The organism is Variovorax sp. 10L421, assembly GCF_056395365.1.
In genome coordinates, this window is record NZ_JBFTJJ010000002.1 from 1 (window position 1) to 21,997 (window position 21,997).

The 21,997-nt window shown below is 66.5% G+C and carries 23 protein-coding genes and 1 pseudogene; 16 read left to right on the forward strand and 8 right to left on the reverse strand.

Annotated elements, in window-relative coordinates; genetic code table 11:
• Positions 1 to 176, reverse strand: a pseudogene (locus AC1DFC_RS03990) (superoxide dismutase [Fe]); the annotation flags it as partial.
• Positions 177 to 226: 50 nt separating this feature from the next.
• Positions 227 to 1,540 (reverse strand): exodeoxyribonuclease VII large subunit, encoded by a 1,314-nt coding sequence (gene xseA, locus AC1DFC_RS03995; protein WP_413331531.1) that lies wholly within the window; start codon positions 1,538 to 1,540, stop codon positions 227 to 229.
• Positions 1,541 to 1,855: 315 nt separating this feature from the next.
• On the opposite strand from xseA, the gene AC1DFC_RS04000 reads away from it, so the two are divergent.
• The 6 genes from AC1DFC_RS04000 (at position 1,856) to adk (ending at position 5,769) form a co-directional block, all read left to right on the forward strand.
• A complete protein-coding gene (locus AC1DFC_RS04000; protein WP_478178693.1) occupies positions 1,856 to 2,488 on the forward strand; it encodes a MotA/TolQ/ExbB proton channel family protein in 633 nt (210 codons plus the stop codon).
• Positions 2,489 to 2,588: 100 nt separating this feature from the next.
• Positions 2,589 to 3,014, forward strand: coding sequence for an ExbD/TolR family protein (locus AC1DFC_RS04005; RefSeq protein WP_042674034.1), 426 nt, complete (start codon positions 2,589 to 2,591; stop codon positions 3,012 to 3,014).
• Entirely contained in the window at positions 3,015 to 4,046 is a 1,032-nt protein-coding gene (gene lpxK, locus AC1DFC_RS04010) for a tetraacyldisaccharide 4'-kinase (protein ID WP_413331507.1), read from the forward strand. It abuts the gene before it with no gap.
• A complete protein-coding gene (locus AC1DFC_RS04015; RefSeq protein WP_007836935.1) occupies positions 4,027 to 4,209 on the forward strand; it encodes a Trm112 family protein in 183 nt (60 codons plus the stop codon). The genes lpxK and AC1DFC_RS04015 overlap by 20 nt, the downstream gene beginning before the upstream one ends.
• Positions 4,206 to 4,979: a 3-deoxy-manno-octulosonate cytidylyltransferase gene (gene kdsB / locus AC1DFC_RS04020; protein WP_413313576.1), complete on the forward strand. Its 774-nt coding sequence runs from the start codon at positions 4,206 to 4,208 to the stop codon at positions 4,977 to 4,979. Before AC1DFC_RS04015 ends, kdsB begins: the two co-directional genes overlap by 4 nt.
• A gap of 133 nt (positions 4,980 to 5,112) precedes the next feature.
• Entirely contained in the window at positions 5,113 to 5,769 is a 657-nt protein-coding gene (adk, locus tag AC1DFC_RS04025; protein WP_413331508.1) for an adenylate kinase, read from the forward strand.
• Positions 5,770 to 5,805: 36 nt separating this feature from the next.
• Here adk and AC1DFC_RS04030 read toward each other — a convergent pair whose 3' ends face one another.
• The gene (locus AC1DFC_RS04030; protein ID WP_413331509.1) at positions 5,806 to 6,771 is read right to left on the reverse strand and encodes an asparaginase; all 966 of its coding nucleotides are present in this window, start codon (positions 6,769 to 6,771) and stop codon (positions 5,806 to 5,808) included.
• A gap of 73 nt (positions 6,772 to 6,844) precedes the next feature.
• On the opposite strand from AC1DFC_RS04030, the gene lexA reads away from it, so the two are divergent.
• The 9 genes from lexA to AC1DFC_RS04075 all read left to right on the forward strand — a co-directional run bounded on the left by lexA (position 6,845) and on the right by AC1DFC_RS04075 (position 15,894).
• The gene (gene lexA, locus AC1DFC_RS04035) at positions 6,845 to 7,528 is read left to right on the forward strand and encodes a transcriptional repressor LexA (protein WP_007836939.1); all 684 of its coding nucleotides are present in this window, start codon (positions 6,845 to 6,847) and stop codon (positions 7,526 to 7,528) included.
• A 138-nt stretch (positions 7,529 to 7,666) separates the two neighbouring features.
• The gene (locus tag AC1DFC_RS04040) at positions 7,667 to 8,044 is read left to right on the forward strand and encodes a hypothetical protein (protein WP_007836940.1); all 378 of its coding nucleotides are present in this window, start codon (positions 7,667 to 7,669) and stop codon (positions 8,042 to 8,044) included.
• A gap of 89 nt (positions 8,045 to 8,133) precedes the next feature.
• Positions 8,134 to 9,141: a D-2-hydroxyacid dehydrogenase family protein gene (locus AC1DFC_RS04045; protein WP_007836951.1), complete on the forward strand. Its 1,008-nt coding sequence runs from the start codon at positions 8,134 to 8,136 to the stop codon at positions 9,139 to 9,141.
• Complete coding sequence (locus AC1DFC_RS04050) at positions 9,138 to 10,295, forward strand: MFS transporter (RefSeq protein WP_007836952.1); 1,158 nt, start codon at positions 9,138 to 9,140, stop codon at positions 10,293 to 10,295. The genes AC1DFC_RS04045 and AC1DFC_RS04050 overlap by 4 nt, the downstream gene beginning before the upstream one ends.
• Before the next feature lie 85 nt (positions 10,296 to 10,380).
• Positions 10,381 to 11,901, forward strand: coding sequence for a 3-hydroxyacyl-CoA dehydrogenase (locus AC1DFC_RS04055; RefSeq protein ID WP_478178694.1), 1,521 nt, complete (start codon positions 10,381 to 10,383; stop codon positions 11,899 to 11,901).
• A 6-nt stretch (positions 11,902 to 11,907) separates the two neighbouring features.
• Entirely contained in the window at positions 11,908 to 12,687 is a 780-nt protein-coding gene (locus AC1DFC_RS04060; RefSeq protein ID WP_413315790.1) for an oxepin-CoA hydrolase, alternative type, read from the forward strand.
• A gap of 61 nt (positions 12,688 to 12,748) precedes the next feature.
• Entirely contained in the window at positions 12,749 to 13,468 is a 720-nt protein-coding gene (locus tag AC1DFC_RS04065) for a Crp/Fnr family transcriptional regulator (RefSeq protein ID WP_007836955.1), read from the forward strand.
• 16 nt (positions 13,469 to 13,484) lie between these two features.
• On the forward strand, positions 13,485 to 14,591 hold the full coding sequence (locus AC1DFC_RS04070) for a phosphotransferase (RefSeq protein WP_413331511.1): 1,107 nt from the start codon (positions 13,485 to 13,487) through the stop codon (positions 14,589 to 14,591).
• 28 nt (positions 14,592 to 14,619) lie between these two features.
• Positions 14,620 to 15,894 carry an acyl-CoA dehydrogenase family protein gene (locus AC1DFC_RS04075; protein WP_056592700.1) on the forward strand — a complete coding sequence of 425 codons (1,275 nt, stop codon included), beginning with the start codon at positions 14,620 to 14,622 and terminating at the stop codon, positions 15,892 to 15,894.
• Between the two features lie 79 nt (positions 15,895 to 15,973).
• Here the strand turns inward: AC1DFC_RS04075 and AC1DFC_RS04080 are convergent, their stop codons facing one another.
• The 5 genes from AC1DFC_RS04080 to AC1DFC_RS04100 all read right to left on the reverse strand — a co-directional run bounded on the left by AC1DFC_RS04080 (position 15,974) and on the right by AC1DFC_RS04100 (position 21,482).
• Entirely contained in the window at positions 15,974 to 16,474 is a 501-nt protein-coding gene (locus AC1DFC_RS04080; RefSeq protein ID WP_413331512.1) for a GNAT family N-acetyltransferase, read from the reverse strand.
• A 14-nt stretch (positions 16,475 to 16,488) separates the two neighbouring features.
• Positions 16,489 to 17,817 carry a phosphoglucosamine mutase gene (gene glmM / locus AC1DFC_RS04085; RefSeq protein WP_007836960.1) on the reverse strand — a complete coding sequence of 443 codons (1,329 nt, stop codon included), beginning with the start codon at positions 17,815 to 17,817 and terminating at the stop codon, positions 16,489 to 16,491.
• On the reverse strand, positions 17,814 to 18,626 hold the full coding sequence (gene folP / locus AC1DFC_RS04090) for a dihydropteroate synthase (protein ID WP_413331532.1): 813 nt from the start codon (positions 18,624 to 18,626) through the stop codon (positions 17,814 to 17,816). Before folP ends, glmM begins: the two co-directional genes overlap by 4 nt.
• A gap of 103 nt (positions 18,627 to 18,729) precedes the next feature.
• Entirely contained in the window at positions 18,730 to 20,646 is a 1,917-nt protein-coding gene (ftsH, locus tag AC1DFC_RS04095) for an ATP-dependent zinc metalloprotease FtsH (protein ID WP_007836965.1), read from the reverse strand.
• Between the two features lie 167 nt (positions 20,647 to 20,813).
• A complete protein-coding gene (locus AC1DFC_RS04100) occupies positions 20,814 to 21,482 on the reverse strand; it encodes an RlmE family RNA methyltransferase (protein ID WP_413331513.1) in 669 nt (222 codons plus the stop codon).
• A gap of 33 nt (positions 21,483 to 21,515) precedes the next feature.
• Between AC1DFC_RS04100 and AC1DFC_RS04105 the strand changes: the two genes are divergently transcribed.
• Positions 21,516 to 21,995: a YhbY family RNA-binding protein gene (locus AC1DFC_RS04105; protein ID WP_042674024.1), complete on the forward strand. Its 480-nt coding sequence runs from the start codon at positions 21,516 to 21,518 to the stop codon at positions 21,993 to 21,995.
• Positions 21,996 to 21,997: the final 2 nt, after the last annotated feature.

Here is a 21,997-nt window from a genome sequence, read left to right on the forward strand (position 1 = left end):
TTCTTGACGATCTCCTCGAGCGTCATCGATTCGAACTCGGTGCCCTTCTGCAGGTTGTTGAGGTTCACCACGTAGGCGTTGTGGTGCTTGCCGTAGTGGTATTCGAGGGTTTCCTTCGAATACTCGGGCGCCAGTGCGTCGAGGGCGTAAGGCAGGGGTGGGAGCACATGTTCCATGATTTTTTTCTCGCGGGTTGGTTGTAGGAATCAGCGATTCTAGGAAGTAATTAGCGAGGCAGCGTCGGACGTGTGCCCGTTGCATCGCCCGGCGTGACGGTCAGGTCGACTTCGCCATCAGCAAGCCGCGCCTTGACGGCGTCGCCCGCCGCCAGTTGCGTTGCGCTGACGATCGCATGACCGTCTGTGTCGGTCAGCCACGCATAGCCGCGTTGCAAGACCAGGGCCGGGTCGAGCAGCCGCAAACGCAAGGCCATGCTCTCCAGGCGCTCGCGACGCTGAACCAGTGCGCGCCCCAGCCGCAAGGGAAAGTCGGCCGCGATCGACCGCGGCGTCTGCGACAGGCGCTCCCGTCTCGACAGCACCGCATACCGCAGGCGCTGCGCATGATGCGCCAATCGGAGCTGCTGCCGCGCCACGAGGTTCGAGGGGCGGCCCAGGCGTCCCGCGGCTTGGTCGATGCGCTGCCCGAGCGCGTCGAGGCGCCCATCCAGCGCATCGCCGAGCCGCTCGTCGAGCAGATCGAGTGCACCGAGCCACAGGTCGCGCGGCGCGCTCACCAGTTCTGCCGCGGCCGTGGGCGTGGGCGCGCGCAGGTCGGCGCAGAAATCGGCGATGGTGAAGTCGGTTTCGTGGCCCACGCCGCTGATCAGCGGCACCGGGCTCTGCACGATGGTGCGCGCCAGCGTCTCGTCGTTGAAAGCCCAAAGGTCTTCGATGGAGCCACCGCCACGCACCAGCAGGATCACGTCGACGGCAGGTTCGAGGCGGTAGAGCGACTGCAACGCCCGCACCAGCTCGGCTGGTGCGCCGACTCCCTGCACTGCCGCCGGTGCGAGCACGACCGGGATGTGCGGAACACGCCTTCGCAGCGCCGTCACTACATCGTGCAAGGCCGCCGCGCCCAACGACGTGACGATGCCGACCGCCCGCGGCATGGCCGGCAACGCCCGCTTGCGCGCTGGATCGAACAGGCCTTCGGCTTCCAGGCGTGCCTTGCGCTGCATGAACTGCTCGAACAGGGCGCCCTGCCCGGCCCGCCGCAAGCTCTCGACCACCAGTTGCAGATCGCCGCGAGGCTCATACACCGCAAGGCGCCCACGCACTTCGACCTGATCGCCATCGCGCGGCGAAAAGTCGAGCAAACCGGCAGCGCGGCGGAACATCGCGCAGCGCAGCTGGCCGGACTCGTCCTTGAGCGAGAAGTAACAATGTCCGCTTGAGGCTCGCGAGAAGCCGGAAATTTCGCCCCGCACCGCGACCGGATTGAAGCGCGCGTCGAGTGCGTCGGCCACCGCCCGGCACAACGCGCCGACGGCCCAGACGCGCGGCCCCGGCGCGGAGTTCGATTCACGCAAGTTCACAGAATGCACGCTCGGCCAGATGCCACTCGTCCACAACAGGCCGCATGCGGCCCCGCGTCAGCCCCTGGAGCGAGGCAAACGCACGGTTTCTCGTGCAAGCCGTTGATTTCATTAAAAAAAGTGCTGCTCAAAATTCAGTCGATCTAGCAGAAAGGCCGCCCCATGCGGGCCCGGACGAGTTGCGTAGCAGGTTAATCACAAAGTTATCCACAGAATCTGTGCGTCCTTGCCGACACAAAAACAAGGTGCGTGCCGATGGTGGGCTCGGTGGATAATCGCCGCGCATTTGCAGTCTACGGGCCGGAGGATTTTTTCTTGTTTTCCATCATAGTTGCCGCGGGTTGGCCAATCTGGCCCTTGCTCGCTTGTTCGGTCATTGCGCTCGCGCTGGTTATAGAACGTTTCACGAGTCTGAAGACCGTGAGGGTACTTCCGCCGAAGCTGCTCGACGAAACCATCACCGTGTCGCACGGGGCCATTCCCGGCCCGGACATCGTGACCAAACTTGAACGCAACTCGATGCTCGGCCAGGTGCTGGCCGCCGGCCTGCGTGCGCTGAACGCCAACCCGCGCTGTACCGAAGACGATCTGCGTGYCGCCATGGAGGCCTCGGGCCGCACGGTGGCGCACAAGCTGGAGCGCTACCTGCCGGCGCTGGCCACCATCGCCTCGGCAGCCCCGCTGCTGGGGTTGCTGGGCACGGTGATCGGCATGATCGAGATCTTCGGTTCGCAGTCGCCGGGCAGCGGCGCTGTCGGCTCGGGTAATCCTGCCCAGCTGGCGCACGGCATCTCGATCGCGCTCTACAACACGGCCTTCGGCCTGATCGTGGCCATTCCGACGCTGATCTTCTGGCGCTACTTCCGCAGCCGCGTCGACGAATACCTGCTGAACCTCGAACTGTCCGGCGAGCGCTTCGCCCGCCACCTGAACGCACTGCGCAAATGATGACCCCCACGCTTGCCACTGCGTGTGCTGCGCTGCCCCCCGAGGGGGCCGCCGCCTCCTTGGGGCGGCCCGGCGGAGGCTTGTCATGACCCGCGCCCGCATGCAGTTCCGCCATGGTGCGCGCGACGAGCCGGAGATCAACCTGATCCCGTTCATCGACGTGCTGCTGGTGATCCTCATCTTCCTGATGCTGTCGACCACCTACAGCAAGTTCACCGAAATGCAGCTGAGGTTGCCGACGGCAGACGTCGACGCGCAGCGTGACTATCCGAAGGAAGTGATCGTGGCGGTGTCGGCCGACGGCCGCTACTCGATCAACAAGAGCCCGGTGGCCGACCGCAGCGTGGAAACCGTGACGGCAGCCCTCGCCGCCGCGGCCACCGGCGGCAAGGACAGCGTGGTGATCATCAGCGCCGACGCGACCAGCCCGCACCAGGCCGTGGTGACGGTGATGGAGGCCGCGCGCCGCGCCGGCATGATGCAGATCACCTTCGCCGCCCAGTCGACGGCACAAGCCGGGCACTGAGTGCCTTCCGACGGCCGCAGCAGCAGCAAGGCGGGTTCGCCGTCCGCCTCGCGGCTGCAGCGTGCCTGGCTGCGCCGAGGCCCGCTGGCTTGCCTGCTGTGGCCATTGTCGTTGCTATATGCCGCGCTCTTCGCGGTGCGGGGCTGGCTCTATCGGCTGGGATGGCTGCGGACCGAGCGGGTGCCCGTCCCGGTGATCGTGGTCGGCAACGTGATCGCGGGTGGAGCGGGGAAAACACCGGTCGTGATGGCCGTCGTCCAGCATCTGCAGGCGCGAGGACTGACGGTCGGCGTGGTGTCGCGCGGCTACGGCCGGCGCACCGACGATTGCCGCGAGGTGCTCGGCGACAGCGATCCACAGGATGTCGGCGACGAACCTGCGCTGATTCACCATGCCACGAAGGCGCCGGTGTTCGTGGCGCGCAAACGCATCGATGCGGCGCGCGCCCTGCTCGCCAGCCACCCGGCCACGCAGGTCGTCGTGAGCGACGACGGCCTGCAGCATCTGGCACTGGGTCGCGATATCGAGATCTGCGTGTTCGACGACCGCGGCATCGGCAACGGCTGGCGACTGCCTGCAGGCCCGTTGCGCGAAGCCTGGCCGCGGCCATGCGATCTGGTGTTGCACAGCGGCGCACGGCCCGCGTTCGCCGGCGGCTACACCGCTACCCGCGCGCTCGCATACGACGCCTTGACCGGCAGCGGACAACGCGTGCCCCTGGCAACCCTTGCAGGCCGGCCCCTGGTGGCACTGGCAGCCATTGCGCGGCCGGAGGCCTTCTTCGACATGCTGCGCGCACGCGGCCTGATGCTCGCCGAAACCATCGCACTGCCCGACCACTTTGACTTCGGGAGTTGGCAGCGCCCTGCCGCCACCGAACGCACCATCGTCTGCACGGAAAAAGATGCCGTCAAGGTGTGGCGCAAGGCGCCCGATGCGCTGGCAGTGCCATTGCACTTCGCGCCCTCGCCGGAATTCTTCACCGCACTCGACGCAAAGCTATCATCGCTCGATGGATACCAAGCTGCTTGAACTGCTCGTCTGCCCCGTCACCAAGGGTCCGCTAACCTGGAACCCCGAGAAGCAGGAGCTCTGCTCGCGCAGCGCGCGCCTCGCCTATCCGGTGCGCGACGGCATTCCAGTGCTGCTCGAGAACGAAGCGCGCACGCTCTCCGACGAAGAGCTCGGGCTGTGAGCTTCACCGTTCTGGTGCCGGCGCGCCTGGCGTCGACACGGCTTCCCAACAAACCGCTGGCCGACATCGCTGGCTTGCCTATGGTGGTGCGCGTGGCGCAGCGCGCCGGCGAATCCAGCGCGGCGCGTGTGGTGGTCGCCGGCGACGATCCTTCGATCGTTGCGGCGTGCAAGGCGCACGGCGTCGAAGCCATCCTGACGCGCCAGGACCACCCCAGCGGCACCGACCGGCTGGCCGAAGCCTGTGAGCAGCTTGGCCTGGACGGCGACGACATCGTTGTCAACGTACAGGGCGACGAGCCACTGATCGATCCCGCGCTGATCGACGCCGTGGCATCAACGCTGGCCACCCATGCGGAAGCAGCGATGAGCACAGCGGCCCACGAGATCGACTCGATCGGCGACTTCATGAACCCCAACGTGGTGAAGGCCGTGCTCGACACGCAAGGCAACGCCATGTACTTCAGCCGCGCACCGATCCCGTGGTGGCGCGACGGCTCCGCAAACGGCGCGGCCCCCGCGGTGCTGCCCACGCCCGCCCCGCTGCGCCACATCGGCATCTACGGCTATCGCGCGGGCTTCGTGCGGAAGTTTCCGTCGCTGCCGCCGGCGCCTGTCGAGGCCACCGAAGCACTCGAACAGCTGCGCGCGCTATGGCACGGCCATCGCATCGCGGTGCATGTGAGCCATGTCGCCCCCGGACCGGGCATCGACACGCCCGAAGATCTGGCGCGCGTGCGTGCCGTCTTTGCCGCCGCACCCCCCGCCTGAGACGCTCCGCAGCCTGCCCGGCAGCGGAAATTCTTCGCGGGCACGCGTGCTATCCTCGAAGCAACTCCGCCTAGCCCAGCCCTGGGGCCGACGCTTGGTGCGACACAAAATCCAAGAACCGTCCGAGGAAACCATGAGACTAATTTTGCTGGGCGCGCCCGGGGCGGGCAAAGGCACGCAAGCGGCTTTCATCTGCCAGAAATACAGCATTCCCCAAATCTCGACCGGCGACATGCTGCGCGCCGCCGTCAAGGCCGGCACGCCGCTCGGCCTGCAGGCCAAGGCCGTCATGGACGCCGGCGCACTGGTCAGCGATGACCTGATCATCAATCTTGTGAAGGAACGCATTGCGCAACCCGATTGCGCCGGCGGCTTCCTGTTCGACGGCTTTCCCCGCACCATTCCCCAGGCCGATGCCATGAAGGCAGCGGGGGTCAAGCTCGACTACGTGCTCGAGATCGACGTGCCCTTCGGCGACATCATCGAACGCATGAGCGGCCGCCGCTCGCACCCGGCCTCGGGCCGCACCTATCACGTCAAGTTCAATCCGCCCAAGGTTGAAGGCAAGGACGACGTGACCGGCGAGGAACTGATTCAGCGCGAGGACGACAAGGAAGAAACCGTGCGCAAACGGCTCGACGTGTACAGCCAGCAGACGCGTCCGCTGGTCGACTACTACTCGGCCTGGGCCGAGGCCGACCCGGCCGCCGCCCCGAAATACCGCGCCATCAAGGGTGTGGGCACGGTGGACGAAATCACGCAACGTGCATTGGCTGCCCTGAACAGCTGATCCTCCCAACCGCCCCTGTACGGGGCGGTTTTGCTTTCACCCCAGCAGTTCCAGCATCAGCGCGATGCGCGCCTTCACGGGCGTCAATGCGCCAGCATCGCGCAGCTCGTCCCCGGCCTTCGGCAGGATGCGCCCGTTGGCGCAACGCGTGGCGCGAACAACCGCAACGCCTGCGTCCTGCGCCTTGAGCGCAGCCGCTTCCAGCGCGTGGTGCAGGGTGCCGTTGCCAGTGGCGGCAAGCACCAGTCCTCGCACGGGATCGGCACCGCCGAACTGCAGCAGCGCATCGATCACAGCACCGCTGGCGCCGGCATGGCTCATGACGATCTCGACGCGGGGCCACTGAACCGCAGCCTCCAGGAAGACCTTCGACGCGTGTGATGCAGCGCCTTCCGGCCAAGACCGGACAAGGCGAACCTCCCCTTCCTCGACATAACCGACGGGCCCAGCATCGCCTGAAGCAAAGGCGTCAGGCCGATAGGTGTGCACCTTCTGGATGTCGATGCCGCTGTGGATCGTGCCGGCGCACACCACCGCTACGCCTCGCGCGCCCTGCGTCGCGGCAACGCTGATGGCGTCGCGCACGTTCTGTGGTCCGTCGGGCGCCAGCGCGGTCGCCGGGCGCATCGCGCAGGTCAGTACCACGGGCTTGGAGGGCGCCAGCACCGAGTGCAGGAAGAATGCGGTCTCTTCGAGCGTGTCGGTGCCGTGCGTGATCACGACGCCTGCCACGTCGGCCTGCGCCAGCCAGTGCGCACTGCGCCGGGCCAGTTGCTGCCAGATGGCGAACGACATGTCCTTGCTGTCCACCTGCGCGACCTGCTCCGCTTCCAGCAACACGCCCTCAGGCGCCTCGATGCCGCCCAACAGGTCGGCCACGCCGACCTGTCCCGCGGTGTAGCCGATGTTGTCGCCGCTACTGGCGGCCCGGCCGGCAATGGTGCCGCCCGTGCCCAAAACCACGACACGGCGGCGCGATTCAGGCGAAGAGGAATTGACCATAGCTTGTCAACTTTTAAAAACTGGTTAAAAATACAGCTACTGGATATCTAGCCAGTGCCGCAAGGAACCACATATGCAGTTCGCCGTGAAGCTTACAGCCCGCCAGCAGCAGATCCTGGACCTGATCCAGAGCGCCATAGCACGCACCGGTGCGCCGCCCACGCGCGCCGAAATCGCCACCGAGCTCGGGTTCAAGTCGGCCAACGCCGCCGAAGAGCATTTGCAGGCGCTGGCGCGCAAGGGTGTCATCGAGCTCGTGAGCGGCACCTCGCGCGGCATCCGCCTCAAGGGCGACGCCCTGCGTTCGCTCAATGAAACACGCCACCGCGAAGGTGGCCAGTTCTCGCTCTCGCTGCCCGGCATGGCCCAACTGGCATTGCCGCTCATCGGCCGCGTCGCAGCCGGCTCGCCCATCCTCGCGCAGGAGCACGTCGACCAGACCTACTACGTCGAGAACACGCTGTTCCAGCGCCAGCCCGACTACCTGCTCAAGGTGCGCGGCATGTCGATGCGCGACGCCGGCATCATGGACGGCGACCTGCTCGCGGTGCAGGCCACCAAGGAAGCGCGCAATGGCCAGATCGTGGTTGCGCGCCTGGGCGACGAAGTGACCGTCAAGCGCCTGAAGCGCAACAAGCAGGTCATCGAGCTGCACGCCGAGAACCCCGACTACCCGACCATCATCGTCCAGCCCGGCGAGCCCTTCGAAATCGAAGGCCTCGCAGTCGGGCTCATCCGCAACACCATGCTGATGTAGGCCCCGCGGCCTGCTTTTTGCAGCACCCCATCCGGCAGCGACAGGTGGCGGGCGTATGGCGAAGAGTCGCCATCACCCTGTCGCAGCCGACTCAAGAAATCCTGCCTGTGTTCAACCTCATACTTTTTTGGAGTTCACATGGGAATCGCCCTCCTCGCCATCGCTGATTTCTGGATGCCGCTGCAATCGCTGGCCAGCCGCCTGATGCCGGCACACCGTCCTCGCCGCAGGGATCGCCTCGACGCTGCCGAATCCTCGACCGGACTTCGCTACGTGGCGGTGCGCCCTGCCTGCACCGCCCGCGCCGGCGGCGGTGCAACACCCACAGCAGCCAGCGCCGCGCCGGCGCGTCCGTTGCGCGTGGTTCGCGTGGTCGACGGCATGGGCCAGCAGCGCAGCAACCGCGTCGTGATCTCGGGCCGCATGGCCGATGTCTGCGCCGAACTCGACCGGCTGGCCGCACTCGAAACCGCCGAGACCGCGGCCGCGGCCCCTCGTTCGACCCGCCTTCACTGAGCCAGAACACCCCTGCGAGCGGCTGTGGGGTGGGTATCCAAACGTTCACTGGCACGACATTCCAATGCTGCGAGGCACAATGGCACGCCATGAACATTGTGATCCTCGACGATTACCAGGACGCCGTGCGCAAACTGCGCTGCGCCGCCAAGCTGGACGCGTACGCGGCCAAGGTCTATACCAATACGGTGAAGGGTATCGGGCAGCTTTCGGTTCGCCTCAAGGATGCCGACGTGATCGTGCTGATCCGCGAGCGCACCCAGATCTCGCGCCAGCTGATCGAAAAGCTGCCGAAGCTCAAGCTCATCTCGCAGACGGGGCGTGTCGCCGGGCACATCGACGTTACTGCCTGCACGGAACGTGGCGTCGCGGTCGCGGAGGGCTCGGGCTCGCCGCAGGCGCCTGCTGAGCTCACCTGGGCGCTCATCATGGCCGCCATGCGCCGGCTGCCGCAGTACATCAGCAACCTCAAGCACGGCGCGTGGCAGCAGTCGGGGCTCAAGTCGGCCTCGATGCCGCCCAACTTCGGGATCGGCTCGGTGCTCAAGGGCAAGACGCTGTGCATCTGGGGTTATGGCCGCATCGGCCAACTGGTGGCGCGCTATGGACAGGCTTTCGGGATGCAGGTCGTGATCTGGGGCCGTGAAGCCAGTTGCGCCAAGGCCCGCTCCGACGGCTTCCAGGTCGCACAGAACCGCCACGAGTTCTTTGCCGCGGCCGACGTGCTGTCGGTGCATCTGCGGCTCAACGAAGAGACCAACGGCCTCATCACGCTGGAAGATCTCTCGCGCATGAAGCCGACGGCGCTGTTCGTCAACACTTCGCGCGCCGAACTGGTCGAAGCCGACGCCCTGCTCGCCGCGCTCAACCGCGGCCGCCCCGGGCTGGCCGCCATCGACGTGTTCGAGAGCGAGCCGCCGCTGCAAGGCCATGCGTTGCTACGGCTCGAGAACTGCATCTGTACGCCGCACATCGGTTACGTCGAGCAGGAGAGCTACGAGAGCTACTTCGGTCAGGCGTTCGACAACGTGGTGAGCTACATCAACGGCAACCCGACGAACATCGTGAATCCCGGCGCGCTGCAGGTTCGCCGGTGAACCGGCCGGCGCCCCGGGGTGCACTCTGGGCGCTGCTCGCCGGCAATTTCGTGATCGGCACGGGCGTGATGGTGGTGCCCGGCACGCTCAATGAAATCAGCACCTCGCTTTCGGTCACGGCCGCCACCGCGGGCCAGCTGATCACGGCCGCAGCGGCAGTGATGTGCGTCGGCGCACCGCTGCTGGCTGCGGCGGTCGCGGGCTGGGACCGCCGCCAATTGCTGGCGCTCAGCCTGCTCTGGTACGCCGCGGGCCACATCCTCTGCGCGCTGATGCCGAGCTTCGGCGCCCTGCTGCCGGTGCGCATGCTCACGGTGGTCGCTCCAGCCATCTTCACGCCCCAGGCCGCGGCCTGCGCCGGCATGCTGGTGCCGCCGGAGCAGCGCGGACGCGCCGTCACTTTCGTCTTCCTGGGCTGGTCCATGGCCTCGGTGCTGGGCCTGCCCATCGGCGCGCTGATCGGCGGCCACCTGGGCTGGCGCATGGCCTTCCTGGCCATTGCGGCGCTCAGTGTCGCAAGCGCGACAGCGGTCTGGCTCACCTTGCCGAACGGCGTCCGCCCCGCCGCTCTGACCGCCGAAGCATGGTCGCGCGTGCTGCGCAGCCCGGTGCTGATGGGCATCGTTTCGGTCACGGCGCTGCAGGGGGCCGGCCAGTTCGTGCTGTTCAGTTATTTCGGCCCGGTCCTCAAGCAAGGCTTCGGCGCGGACGCCACCACGCTGAGCGTGATGTGGGCGCTGTTCGGCGCCTGCGGGCTGGTCGGCAACATGATGGTCAGCCGCTTCATCGACCGTGTGGGCGCCGGCCGCATGGTGCTGATTACCACCGTGCTGATCGCCTCGAGCCTGCTGCTGTGGCCGCTGGCCTCCACGCTCGCCTGGCTGGCTGTCGTGCTCGTTCCGTGGGGGTTGGGCTGCTTCTCCGCCAACTCGGCCCAGCAGGCCCGTCTGGTGGGTCTGGCGCCGGCCCTCGCACCAGGCTCCGTGGCGCTCAACAGCTCCGGCATCTATACCGGGCAGGCCGTGGGCGCCGCGGTCGGCGGCTGGCTGCTTGCCAACGATGCCGGGGCATGGATGAGCTGGGTCGGTTTTGGCCTGCTGCTGGTCGCCATATCGCTCAGCGTGGCCATCGATCGCAGCCGCCGGGCGGCCTGAAAGCGCGCCCCCGCGTTAAACCCGTCACGCCCCACCCGCACGGGGCTGCAAAATCAGAGTCTTCGTCAGCATCAATCTCCAGCAAATGACAGTGAACTACACCCGAATCGGCGTCATCGGCGCAGGCGCCATGGGTCGCGGCATCGCACAGATCGCCGCCCAGGCAGGCAGCGAAGTGCTGCTGCTCGACAGTTTCGCAGGCGCCGCCGAGCGCGGCCGCGAGGCCCTCGTTGCGCAATGGAACAAGCTGCACGAGAAGAACAAGATCGACGCCGCCACGCGCGATGCCCAGATCGCCCGCGTCAAGGCGATCGACAGCATCCAGGCTCTGGCCGGCTGCGACCTGGTGATCGAAGCGGTCATCGAAGACCTCGAAGTCAAGCGCAAGCTGTTCCGCGAGCTCGAAGGCTCGGTGAGCGAGGCCGCCACGCTGGTCACCAACACCTCGTCGCTCTCGGTGACGGCCATCGCCGCCGGCCTCAAGCACCCGGAGCGCTTCGCGGGCTTCCACTTCTTCAACCCCGTGCCGTTGATGAAGGTGGTCGAGGTGGTCGCGGGCTTCAAGACCGCGCCCGAAGTCTGCAAGCAACTGGCCGGCTACGCGGTGCAGATGGGCCACAGCGCCGTGCAGGCACAGGACACGCCGGGCTTCATCGTCAACCACGCGGGCCGCGGCTATGGCACCGAGGCGCTGCGCATCGTCGGCGAAGGAGTGACCGACTTTGCGACCATCGACCGCATCCTCAAGGACCAGGCGGGCTTTCGCCTGGGCCCGTTCGAGCTGCTGGACCTGACGGCTCTCGACGTGTCGCATCCAGTGATGGAGTCGATCTACCACCAGTATTTCGAGGAGCCGCGCTTCCGCCCGAGCGTGATCACCGCGCAGCGCCTGGCAGCCGGCGTGCTGGGTCGCAAGACCAACGAGGGCTTCTACCGCTACAACGACGGCGTGATGCAGCAGACGCCCGAGGCGCCGCCGCCGGTGGTCGAGGGCACGCCTTCGGTCTGGGTGTCGCCGCGCGCAGCACGCCGCGCCGAGTTGCTGCGCCTGGTGAACACGCTGGGCGCGCAGATCGACAGCGGTGCCGCGGCCGCGCCGCATTCGCTGATCCTGGTCGCACCGCTAGGCTTCGACGTGACCACGGTCGCCGCGGTCGAACGCCTGGACGCCACGCGCACCATCGGCATCGACATGCTGATCGATGACGCCGCCACCAAGCGCCGCGTGCTCGCCACCAACCCCGCCACCCGCCGCGACATCCGCGATGCCGCGCACGCCCTCTTCGCGCGCGACGGCAAGGCCGTGAGCGTGATCCGCGACAGCGGCGGCTTCGTCACGCAACGCGTGATCGGCACCATCGTCAACATCGCCACCGACATGTGCCAGCAGCGCGTGTGCACGCCGGCCGACCTCGAAACCGCGGTGCAGCTGGGTCTCGGCTATCCGCGCGGGCCGCTCGCCATGGGCAACCTCTACGGCCCGACCAACATGCTCGAAGTGCTGTTCAACCTGCAGACGGTCTACGGCGACCCGCGCTATCGCCCGAGCCCGTGGCTGCGCCGGCGCGGCGCGCTGGGCCTGAGCCTGCTGCACGAAGAAGAATAGACAGACATGACCGCCGAACTCAAGAGCACAAGCGAAGGCAGCACCATGGTGCTGACGATCGCAAACCCCACCCAGCGCAACGCACTGGGTCCGGAAATCTATGCCGCGGGCATCGAGGCGCTCAACGGCGCCGAGAACAGCGCCGAGATCCGCAGTGTCGTCATCGTGGGCGAAGGTGCATGGTTCTGCGCCGGCGGCTCGCTGCAGCGGCTGYTGGCCAACCGGCAGCTCGACCGCTCGGTGCAGGCCGAGAGCATCGAGGGCCTGCACAACTGGATCGATTCGATCCGCACCTTTCCCAAGCCGGTCATCGCAGCGGTCGAAGGCGCGGCTGCCGGTGCCGGCTTCTCGCTCGCGCTGGCTTGCGACTTCGTCGTGTCGGCCCGTGACGCGGTGTTCGCGGCCTCGTACAGCAACGTGGCGCTGTCGCCCGACGGCGGCCTGAGCTGGCACCTGGGACAGCAGTTGCCGCGCCAGCTGGCGAGCGAATGGCTCATGAACGGCGAGCGCATCGGCGCACCGCGTCTGCATGCGCTCGGCCTGGTCAACGAACTCACGGAAAACGGCCAGGCGCTCGCAGGTGCGCTGGCGCTGGCCGCGAAGCTCAATGCACGCGCGCCGAACTCGCTGGCCAGCATCAAGGAACTGCTCAGCGAGGCGCGAGGCGCCACGCTGGCCACGCAGCTCTCGCAGGAGCGCGACCACTTCGTGCGCAACCTGCACCATGCGAACGCAGGCATCGGCATCGCCGCGTTCCTCGAAAAGAAGCCGCCGCAGTACGAGTAACGCCAAACGGCGTCGCTCCCGTGACACCCACCAGCATTCCAGTCGCCGAGAGGACAGACCAATGGACGACCCCATTCTTACCATCGAAGAACGTGAAGCGATCAATAGTGGTCGCTGGTTTTCTTCCCTATCTCCATCGCTACGGCACGACATCCTCCGATGCGCCTTCGTCAAACGCTACAAGGACGGCGACCTGATCGCTGCCCGCGGCGATCCTCCCGAACACTGGATCGCCTGTGCCAAGGGCGCGGTGCGCGTGAGTTCGACGGCCGTCTCCGGCAAGCAGGTGACGCTGACCTACGTGGAGCCGGGCATCTGGTTCGGCGACGTGGCGATGTTCGACGGGGACCGGCGCACGCACGATTCCTACTCGCACGGCGACACCACGATCCTGTGCGTGGCGCGCGCCGACTTCCAGAAGATCCTGGCCTCGCACGTGGAGTTGTACGAGGCGCTGATGCGGCTGCAGGCACGCCGCATCCGCACGCTGTTCGGGCTGGTGGAAGACCTCAACACCCTGCCCCTGCGGGCACGGCTGGCCAAGCAGCTCATTCACCTCGTGCGCAGCTACGGCGTGCCGAACCTGGAAGACGGCAACCAGATGCGCATCGGCCTGCAGCTGGCGCAGGAAGAGCTGGCGCAGCTGCTGGGCGCATCGCGCCAGCGGGTCAACCAGGAACTCAAGACCATGGAGCGCGAGGGCAGCATCCGCATCGAACAGGGCGGCCTGGTCGTGCTGGACCGCGCAGCCTTGAGGCGCATTTCCGAAGCCGAGAACTGAAAAGCCAGACGCAGACATGAGCCAGGACTTCTCCAACTTCATCGGCACCCGTGCCGTCTCGCAACAGCACGCTTTCGACGTCGACGCGCTCGCGGCCTGGCTCGAGAAGAACCTCGAGGGGTTCAAGGGTCCGCTCGCGGTCGAGATGTTCAAGGGCGGCCAGTCGAACCCGACCTACAAGCTCGTCACGCCGTCGCAAAGCTATGTGATGCGCGCCAAGCCGGGTCCGGTCGCCAAGCTGCTGCCCTCGGCCCACGCGGTAGAGCGCGAGTTCAAGGTGATGAGCGGCCTGGCCGGCACCGATGTGCCCGTGCCACGCATGTACTGCCTGTGCGAAGACGAGGCCATCATCGGCCGCGCCTTCTACGTCATGGAGTTCATGCAGGGCCGCGTGCTGTGGGACCAGTCGCTGCCCGGCTTCAGCAATGCCGAACGCGCGGCCCACTACGACGAGATGAACCGCGTCATCGCGGCGCTGCACACGGTCGACTTCGCCGCCCGCGGCCTGGCCGGCTACGGCAAGCCCGGCAACTACTTCGAGCGCCAGATCGGCCGCTGGAGCAAGCAGTACAAGGCCTCGGCCGACGGCACCGGCGAACTCTCCCAGCCCATCGAGGCCATGGAGCGCCTGATCGACTGGCTGCCCGCCCACATGCCGGCGAGCGCGCGCGACGAGAGCAAGGTGTCGATCGTCCATGGCGACTATCGCCTCGACAACGTGATGTTCCACGCCACCGAGCCGCGGATCATCGCGGTGCTCGACTGGGAACTCTCCACGCTGGGCCACCCGCTGGCGGACTTCAGCTACCACTGCATGTCCTGGCACATGCCGCCCACCACGGGCCGCGGCATCGGCGGTGTGGACGTCGCCGCGCTGGGGATTCCCACCGAGAGCGAATACATCCGCCGTTATTGCGAACGCACCCGCATCAGCACACCCGAGGCGCTGGCGCCCGACTGGAATTTCTACCAGGCCTACAACCTGTTCCGCATGGCCGCGATCCTGCAAGGCATTGCCAAGCGGGTCGAGGCCGGCACCGCGTCGAGCGAGCAAGCCGTGGCTTCGGCCCGCGGCGCCCGCCCCATGGCCGAAATGGCCTGGCAGTTTGCCCAAAAGGCATAAGCCGCCCCACACCCACCAGGAGACGAAGATGGATTTCGAATACTCGGCCAAGACCAAAGACCTGCAGAAACGCGTCCAGGCATTCATGGACGACCACATCTATCCGGCCGAAGCCGAGTACCACGCCGAACTGGCCGCCAACACGGTCGCCGGCAAGCGCTGGTCGGCTCTCAAGACCGTCGAGAAGCTCAAGGAAAAGGCCAAGGCCCAGGGCCTGTGGAACCTGTTCCTGCCGGTCGACAGCGCCGCCGCCTCGGGCTATGAAGGCGCGGGGCTGACCAACCAGGAATACGCCCCGCTGGCCGAGATCATGGGCGCGGTGCCATGGGCGAGTGAAGCCTTCAACTGCTCGGCGCCCGACACCGGCAACATGGAGACCATCGCGCGCTACGGCTCGGAAGAAATCAAGGCCCGCTGGCTCAAGCCGTTGCTCGAAGGTCAGATTCGCTCGGCCTTCGCGATGACCGAGCCCGAAGTGGCATCGAGCGATGCCACCAACATCGCCACGCGCATCGAACGCCAGGGCGACGAATACGTGATCAACGGTCACAAATGGTGGATTTCGGGTGCGGCCGACCCGCGCTGCGCCGTCTTCATCACCATGGGCAAGAGCGACCCCGATGCGCCGCGCCACTCGCAGCAGAGCATGGTCATCGTGCCGGCCGATGCCAAGGGCATCCGCATCGTGCGCCCGCTGAACGTGATGGGCTACGACGATGCGCCGCACGGCCACGTCGAGATGTACTTCGAGAACGTGCGCGTGCCCGTCAACAACATTCTGCTCGGCGAAGGCCGTGGCTTCGAAATCGCCCAGGGCCGCCTCGGCCCTGGACGCATCCACCACTGCATGCGCCTGATCGGCCTGGCCGAGCGCGCGCTCGAACTGATGTGCAAGCGCGCCTCGTCGCGCGTGGCCTTCGGCAAGACCGTGGCCTCGCAGACCGTGACGCAGGAACGCATCGCCGAAGCCCGCTGCAAGATCGACATGGCTCGCCTGCTCACGCTGAAGGCCGCCTGGCTGATGGACGTGGCCGGCAACAAGGTCGCCAAGAACGAGATCGCCATGATCAAGGTGGTGGCGCCGTCGATGGCCTGCCAGGTGATCGACTGGGCCATGCAGGTCCACGGCGGCGGCGGCATGTGCGACGACTTCCCGCTTGCGGCCGCCTATGCCGGTGCGCGCACGCTGCGCTTTGCGGACGGCCCGGACGAAGTGCACCGCAATGCAATCGCCAAGTGGGAGCTGGGCAAGTACGCCCCGACCAAGGCGGGCGATGCCGAAATGCCGGTAACACGTTTCTGATCTGACTTGCCCCTCTTCCCGGGGGAGAGGGTTGGGGTGAGGGCCGACGGCGACAGGTACGCCTCGGCCCTTTTTCTTTTCAGAGCTTCTTCTGCAGGAAGACGGCCCTGCCGAACGCCGGATCGAGCTGATAGCTCACGAACCCGTCGCGTTCATAGGCGCGCAGCGCGGGCGCGTTGCCCGACAGCACTTCGAGCGTGAGCTTGCAGGCGCCGCGCCTGCGCGCCTCCTGCTCCACCTGAGCGAACATCTTCTGCGCCACGCGCTGCCCGCGATGGCCGGCCAGCACGACCACATCGTGCACGTTCACCAGCGGCTCGCAGGCAAAGGTCGAGAAGCCTTCGATGCAGTTGATGAGGCCCACGGCCCGCTCACCGTCGTAGGCCAGCACGCTGAAGGCCTGCGGGCGCGCTGCCAGCGCCGCAGGCAAGGCTTCGCGCACGGCCGCGTCGAGCGGCGTGCCGCCACCAGCCGGATCGCGGGCATAGCTGTCCAGCAGGGACACGACAGCCTCGGCGTGCGCGGGATTGCGATAGTCGGCGATCAGGGTCGCGATCGCGGCGTGGCCAGGCGTCGACATGCGATGCGCGCCGATCAGCCCAGCGTGGCCGCCAGGCGCTGGGCGTACGAGTCGGCTTGTGCCGCATCGCGCGCCTCGACCATCACCCGCACCAGCGGCTCGGTGCCGCTCGCACGGATCAGCACGCGGCCGCTGTCGCCAAGTTCCGCCTCGATGCGCTGGGTTTCGCTCGCGAGCGCCTTGTTGGACTTCCAGTCCTGGTCCGGAGACAGGCGCACGTTGATCAGCGTCTGCGGGAACAGCGTGACGCCTTCGAGCAGCTGCGCCACTGTCTTGCCGCTGCGCACGCAGGCCTGCAGCACCTGCAGTGCGCTCACGATGCCATCGCCCGTGGTGTGGCGATCGAGCGCCAGCAGATGGCCGGAACCTTCGCCGCCCAGCAGCCAGCCGCGCTTGTCCAGCTCTTCGAGCACGTAGCGGTCGCCGACCTTGGCACGCACGAACTCGATGCCCTGCCCGCGCAGCGCCACTTCGACGGCCTTGTTGGTCATGAGCGTGCCGACCACGCCCGCCGGCTTCTCGCCGCGCGCGATGCGCTCGGCCACCATGAGGTAGAGCAGCTCGTCGCCATTGAACAGGCGCCCGCTGGCATCCACCAGCTGCAGGCGGTCGGCGTCGCCGTCGAGGGCGATGCCATAGTCGGCCTGCTGCGTCGTCACCGCGGTCACCAAGGCCTGTGGATGCGTGGCGCCGAAGCCCTTGTTGATGTTGAGCCCGTCGGGCGAAACGCCGATGCTGCTGACCTCCGCACCCAGTTCGTGGAACACGTTGGGCGCGACCTGATACGCCGCGCCGTGCGCCGCGTCGACGACCAGCTTCATGTCGCGCAGGGTCAGGTCGTTGGCGAAGGTGCTCTTGCAGAACTCGATGTAGCGCCCCGGCGCGTCGTTGAGGCGGCGGGCCTTGCCCAGGTCGGCGGAGGCTGCCCATACCGGCGCTTCCTCCAATGCCGCCTCGACAGCCAGTTCCCAGGCGTCGTCGAGCTTGGTGCCCTGCGCGCTGAAGAACTTGATGCCGTTATCGGGGTAGGCGTTGTGGCTCGCGCTGATCACCACGCCCAGGCTCGCGCGCTGGGCGCGCGTGAGGTACGCCACGCCGGGCGTCGGCAACGGGCCGAGCAGCACCACATCGACGCCCGCCGAATTGAAGCCCGACTCGAGCGCCGACTCAAGCATGTAGCCCGAGATGCGCGTGTCCTTGCCGATCAGCACCGTGGGACGCGCCTGGGTTCTCTTGAGCACGCGGCCCACGGCATGTGCGAGGCGCAGCACGAAATCGGGCGTGATGGGCGCCTGGCCGACAGTGCCGCGGATGCCGTCGGTGCCGAAATATTTGCGGGTCATGTGGTTTCCTCTTTTCTTTGTTGTGGTTCTTGTGTCGCCTTCATTGCTCGCCACACGGCGAGGGCGGCCACTGTGTCGCGCATGTCATGCACGCGCACCACGGCCGCGCCGCGGTCCACGGCCAGCACCGCCGCGGCGACGCTGGGTACCATGCGCTCGCCCGCCGCCTCGATGCCCGTGACGGCGCCGATGGACGACTTGCGCGACCAGCCCAGCAGCAGCGGGTAACCGCCGGCGAGCAACTCGCGCTGGCGCGCCAGCAAGGCGAAATTCTGCATCACGGTCTTGCCGAACCCAACGCCGGGGTCGAGCATGATGCGCGAAGAATCGACTCCCGCCGCACGAAGAAGTTGCGCCTGCTCCCCGAGGAAAGACAGCACTGCCGGGATCACGTCGCCCGCCATGGGCACGGCCTGCATGGTCTGCGGGTCCCGATGCATGTGCATCAGGCAGATGCCGCACGAAGGGTGCGCCGAGACGGCTTCGCGCGCGCCCGGCTGGCGCAGCGCCCAGATGTCGTTGACGATGTCAGCGCCCAGATCGAGCACGGCGCGCATGACCTCGGGCTTGTAGGTGTCGATGGAGATCGGCGCGTTCAGCTTCACTGCCTCGCGCACCACGGGCAGCACGCGTGCCAGCTCGGCCTCGAGCGGCACCGCGGGGCTCCCTGGGCGGGTCGATTCACCGCCGATGTCGAGGATGTCGGCGCCCTCCTTCAGCAGCTGCTCGCAGTGCTTCAGCGCGCTGCCGGTGGAAGCGTGGGCACCGCCATCGGAGAAGGAGTCGGGCGTGACGTTGACGATGCCCATCACGCGCGGCTGCGCGAGGTCGATGCGAAAGCGTGAGGTCTGCCAGACCTCTCCATGGAAAACGGGGCCAGAGGCCCCGTTGTTGCTTGCTGCCAAGTCCACTTCAAGCCGCAGTGGGCGCCGGGTCGGGATTGACCGCCGGCGTGCCGCCGCTGCCGCCACTGCCCGAAGGCGGGATGCGCGGCGTCCAATCCTTGGGCGGGCGCGGCGCACGGCCGGCCATGATGTCGTCGAGCTGTTCGCTGTCGATGGTTTCCCATTCGAGCAGCGCCTTGGCCATGGCGTGCATCTTGTCGCTGTTCTCTTCGATCAGGCGACGCGCCAGGGCGTACTGCTCGTCGATGATGCGGCGCACCTCGCTGTCGACCTTTTCCATGGTCTGTTCGCTCATGTTCGTGGTCTTGGTGACCGAGCGGCCCAGAAACACTTCGCCTTCGTTCTCGGCGTAGACCATCGGGCCCAGCGCATCGGTCATGCCGTAGCGCGTGACCATGTCGCGGGCAATGGAGGTCGCGCGCTCGAAGTCGTTGCTGGCGCCCGTGGTCATCTGGTGCATGAACACTTCCTCGGCGATGCGGCCGCCGAACAGCATGCTGATCTGGTTGAGCATGTATTCGCGGTCGTAGCTGTAGCGGTCCTGCGAAGGCAGGCTCATGGTCACGCCGAGGGCACGGCCGCGCGGAATGATCGTGACCTTGTGGACCGGGTCGCACTTGGGCAGCAGCTTGCCGATGAGGGCGTGGCCGGACTCGTGGTAGGCCGTGTTGCGGCGCTCTTCCTCGGGCATGACCATGCTCTTGCGCTCGGGGCCCATGAAGATCTTGTCCTTGGCCTTCTCGAAGTCCTGCATCTCGACCACGCGCGCATTGCGGCGTGCGGCCATCAGGGCGGCTTCGTTGCAGAGGTTGGCCAGGTCGGCACCCGACATGCCGGGCGTGCCGCGGGCGATCACGCTCGGGTTCACGTCCTGGCCCAGCGGGACCTTGCGCATGTGCACGCCGAGGATCTGCTCGCGGCCGCGGATGTCGGGCAGCGTGACGTAGACCTGGCGGTCGAAGCGGCCGGGACGCAGCAAAGCGGCGTCCAGGATGTCGGGGCGGTTGGTGGCAGCCACCACGATCACGCCGAGGTTGGTTTCGAAACCGTCCATCTCGACCAGCATCTGATTGAGGGTTTGCTCCCGCTCGTCGTTGCCGCCGCCGAGACCGGCGCCGCGCTGACGGCCCACCGCATCGATTTCGTCGATGAAGATGATGCAGGGCGCGTTCTTCTTGGCGTTCTCGAACATGTCGCGGACACGGGCGGCGCCGACGCCGACGAACATTTCAACGAAGTCGGAACCCGAGATCGAGAAGAAAGGCACCTTGGCTTCACCGGCGATCGACTTGGCCAGCAGCGTCTTGCCGGTGCCTGGGGGACCGACCAGCAGCAGACCACGCGGAATGCGACCGCCGAGCTTCTGGAAGCGTTGCGGGTCTTTCAGGAAGTCGACCACTTCACGGACCTCTTCCTTGGCCTCGTCGCAGCCCGCGACGTCGGCAAAAGTGACCGTGTTGTTGTTCTCGTCCATCATGCGGGCCTTGCTCTTGCCGAAGCTGAACGCCCCGCCCTTGCCGCCGCCCTGCATCTGTCGCATGAAGTAGATCCAGACGCCGATCAGCAGCAGCATCGGCCCCCAGCTGACCAGCAGCGTCATGAGGAGCGAGCCCTCTTCGCGCGGCTTGACGTCGAACTTGACGTTGTGGTCGATCAGATCGCCCACGAGGCCGCGGTCGAGCACCGTGGCGGTCGTGCGGATCTTGCGATCGTCGTTGGTGACGGCGACGATTTCACCGCCGGCAGCGCCTTCAGGAATGATGGCGCTCTTGACCTGATTGTTCCGGACCTGGTCCAGGAACTCGGAATAGCTGACTGTCCCCGAACCGACGCTGCCGCGGGTGTCGAACTGCTTGAACACAGTGAACAACACCATGGCAATGACGAGCCATACGGCAACTTTGGAAAACCACTGATTGTTCAAACGAAGCTCCAGGCTAAAGCGCGTGACAGACAGATGAAAAACGCGCTATGGGTACGCAATTGCGACCCATTTTAGGCTTTTCAAGCTGCGAAAAGCGGGCATTTCCCTAATGCGGCGATAGGCTGGCATGGGTTTGTGCCCCGGACGCGCCCCTGCGCAGCAAGGTATCAAGGCGTATCCGAGGCCTTGAGGCCCACGCCGACCAGGAAGGTTTCAGCCGATTTGTCCCGCGATGCCTTGGGCTTGAAAGGCTTGACGATGCGGAAATTCGCCTTGAAAAGCTTCACCAGGTCGTCGTAGCCGCTGCCGTGGAACAACTTGGCCACCAGCGCTCCTTCAGGCTTCAGATGGTGCTGGGCGAAGTCGATCGCAAGCTCGATCAGGTGAGCCACGCGGGCGGCGTCGGCCGAATGGATGCCTGACAGGTTGGGCGCCATGTCCGACACCACCAGGTCGGCCTTTCGGCCCGCCAGCACGCCCAGCAACTGTTGCAGCAGCGCGTCTTCGCGGAAATCCCCCTGCAGGAAGGTCACGCCCTCGATGGGCTCCATCGGCAGGATGTCGAGCGAAACGATGGTGCCGTTGAGCTCGCCGGCCGCCGCCCCGCCGGGCGACATGCGCCGGCGCAGGTACTGGCTCCAGGCGCCCGGGGTAGAACCTAGGTCCACCACCAGCTGCCCCGGCTTGACGAGCCCAAGCGACTCGTCGATCTCCTTGAGCTTGTAGGCGGCGCGTGCGCGATAACCCTCCTTGGCGGCGAGTTTCACGTAGGGGTCGTTGATATGGTCGTGCAGCCACGCCTTGTTGACTTTTTTGCTTTTGGCTTTGGTGCTCATGAAGGTCTTCGTGTACGCGTCGATAATACGGGGATGCCCGCCATTCAACTTACCCCTGCCGAGCGCAAGGTGCACCGCGCCGAAGCTCACCACCTGGATCCGATCGTCATGGTCGGTGGAGACGGGCTCACCCCTGCCGTAAAAAAAGAGGCCGATGCGGCGCTCAAGGCCCATGGCTTGATCAAGGTCCGGGTCTTTTCCGACGACCGCCTCGCCCGCGACGCCATGCTGCGAGAGCTGTCCGACGAACTCGGCGCGGCCCCGATCCAGCACATCGGCAAGCTGCTGGTGCTGTGGCGCCCGAAGCCCGAAAAGGAACGCGTGGTCGATGAAGACCGCATGCCCGGCCCGCGCGACGTCAAGATCGTCAAGTACAGCAAGCGCGGCGGCCAGCGCCCCGAAATCAAGACCCTGCGTGTGCTCGGCAATCAGCGCCTCACCCCCGGCGGCACCATCAAGCGCGCCAAGGCAAAGCGGCCGCTGTCGGCCAAGAAGCGCAACCAGGCGGACTGAGC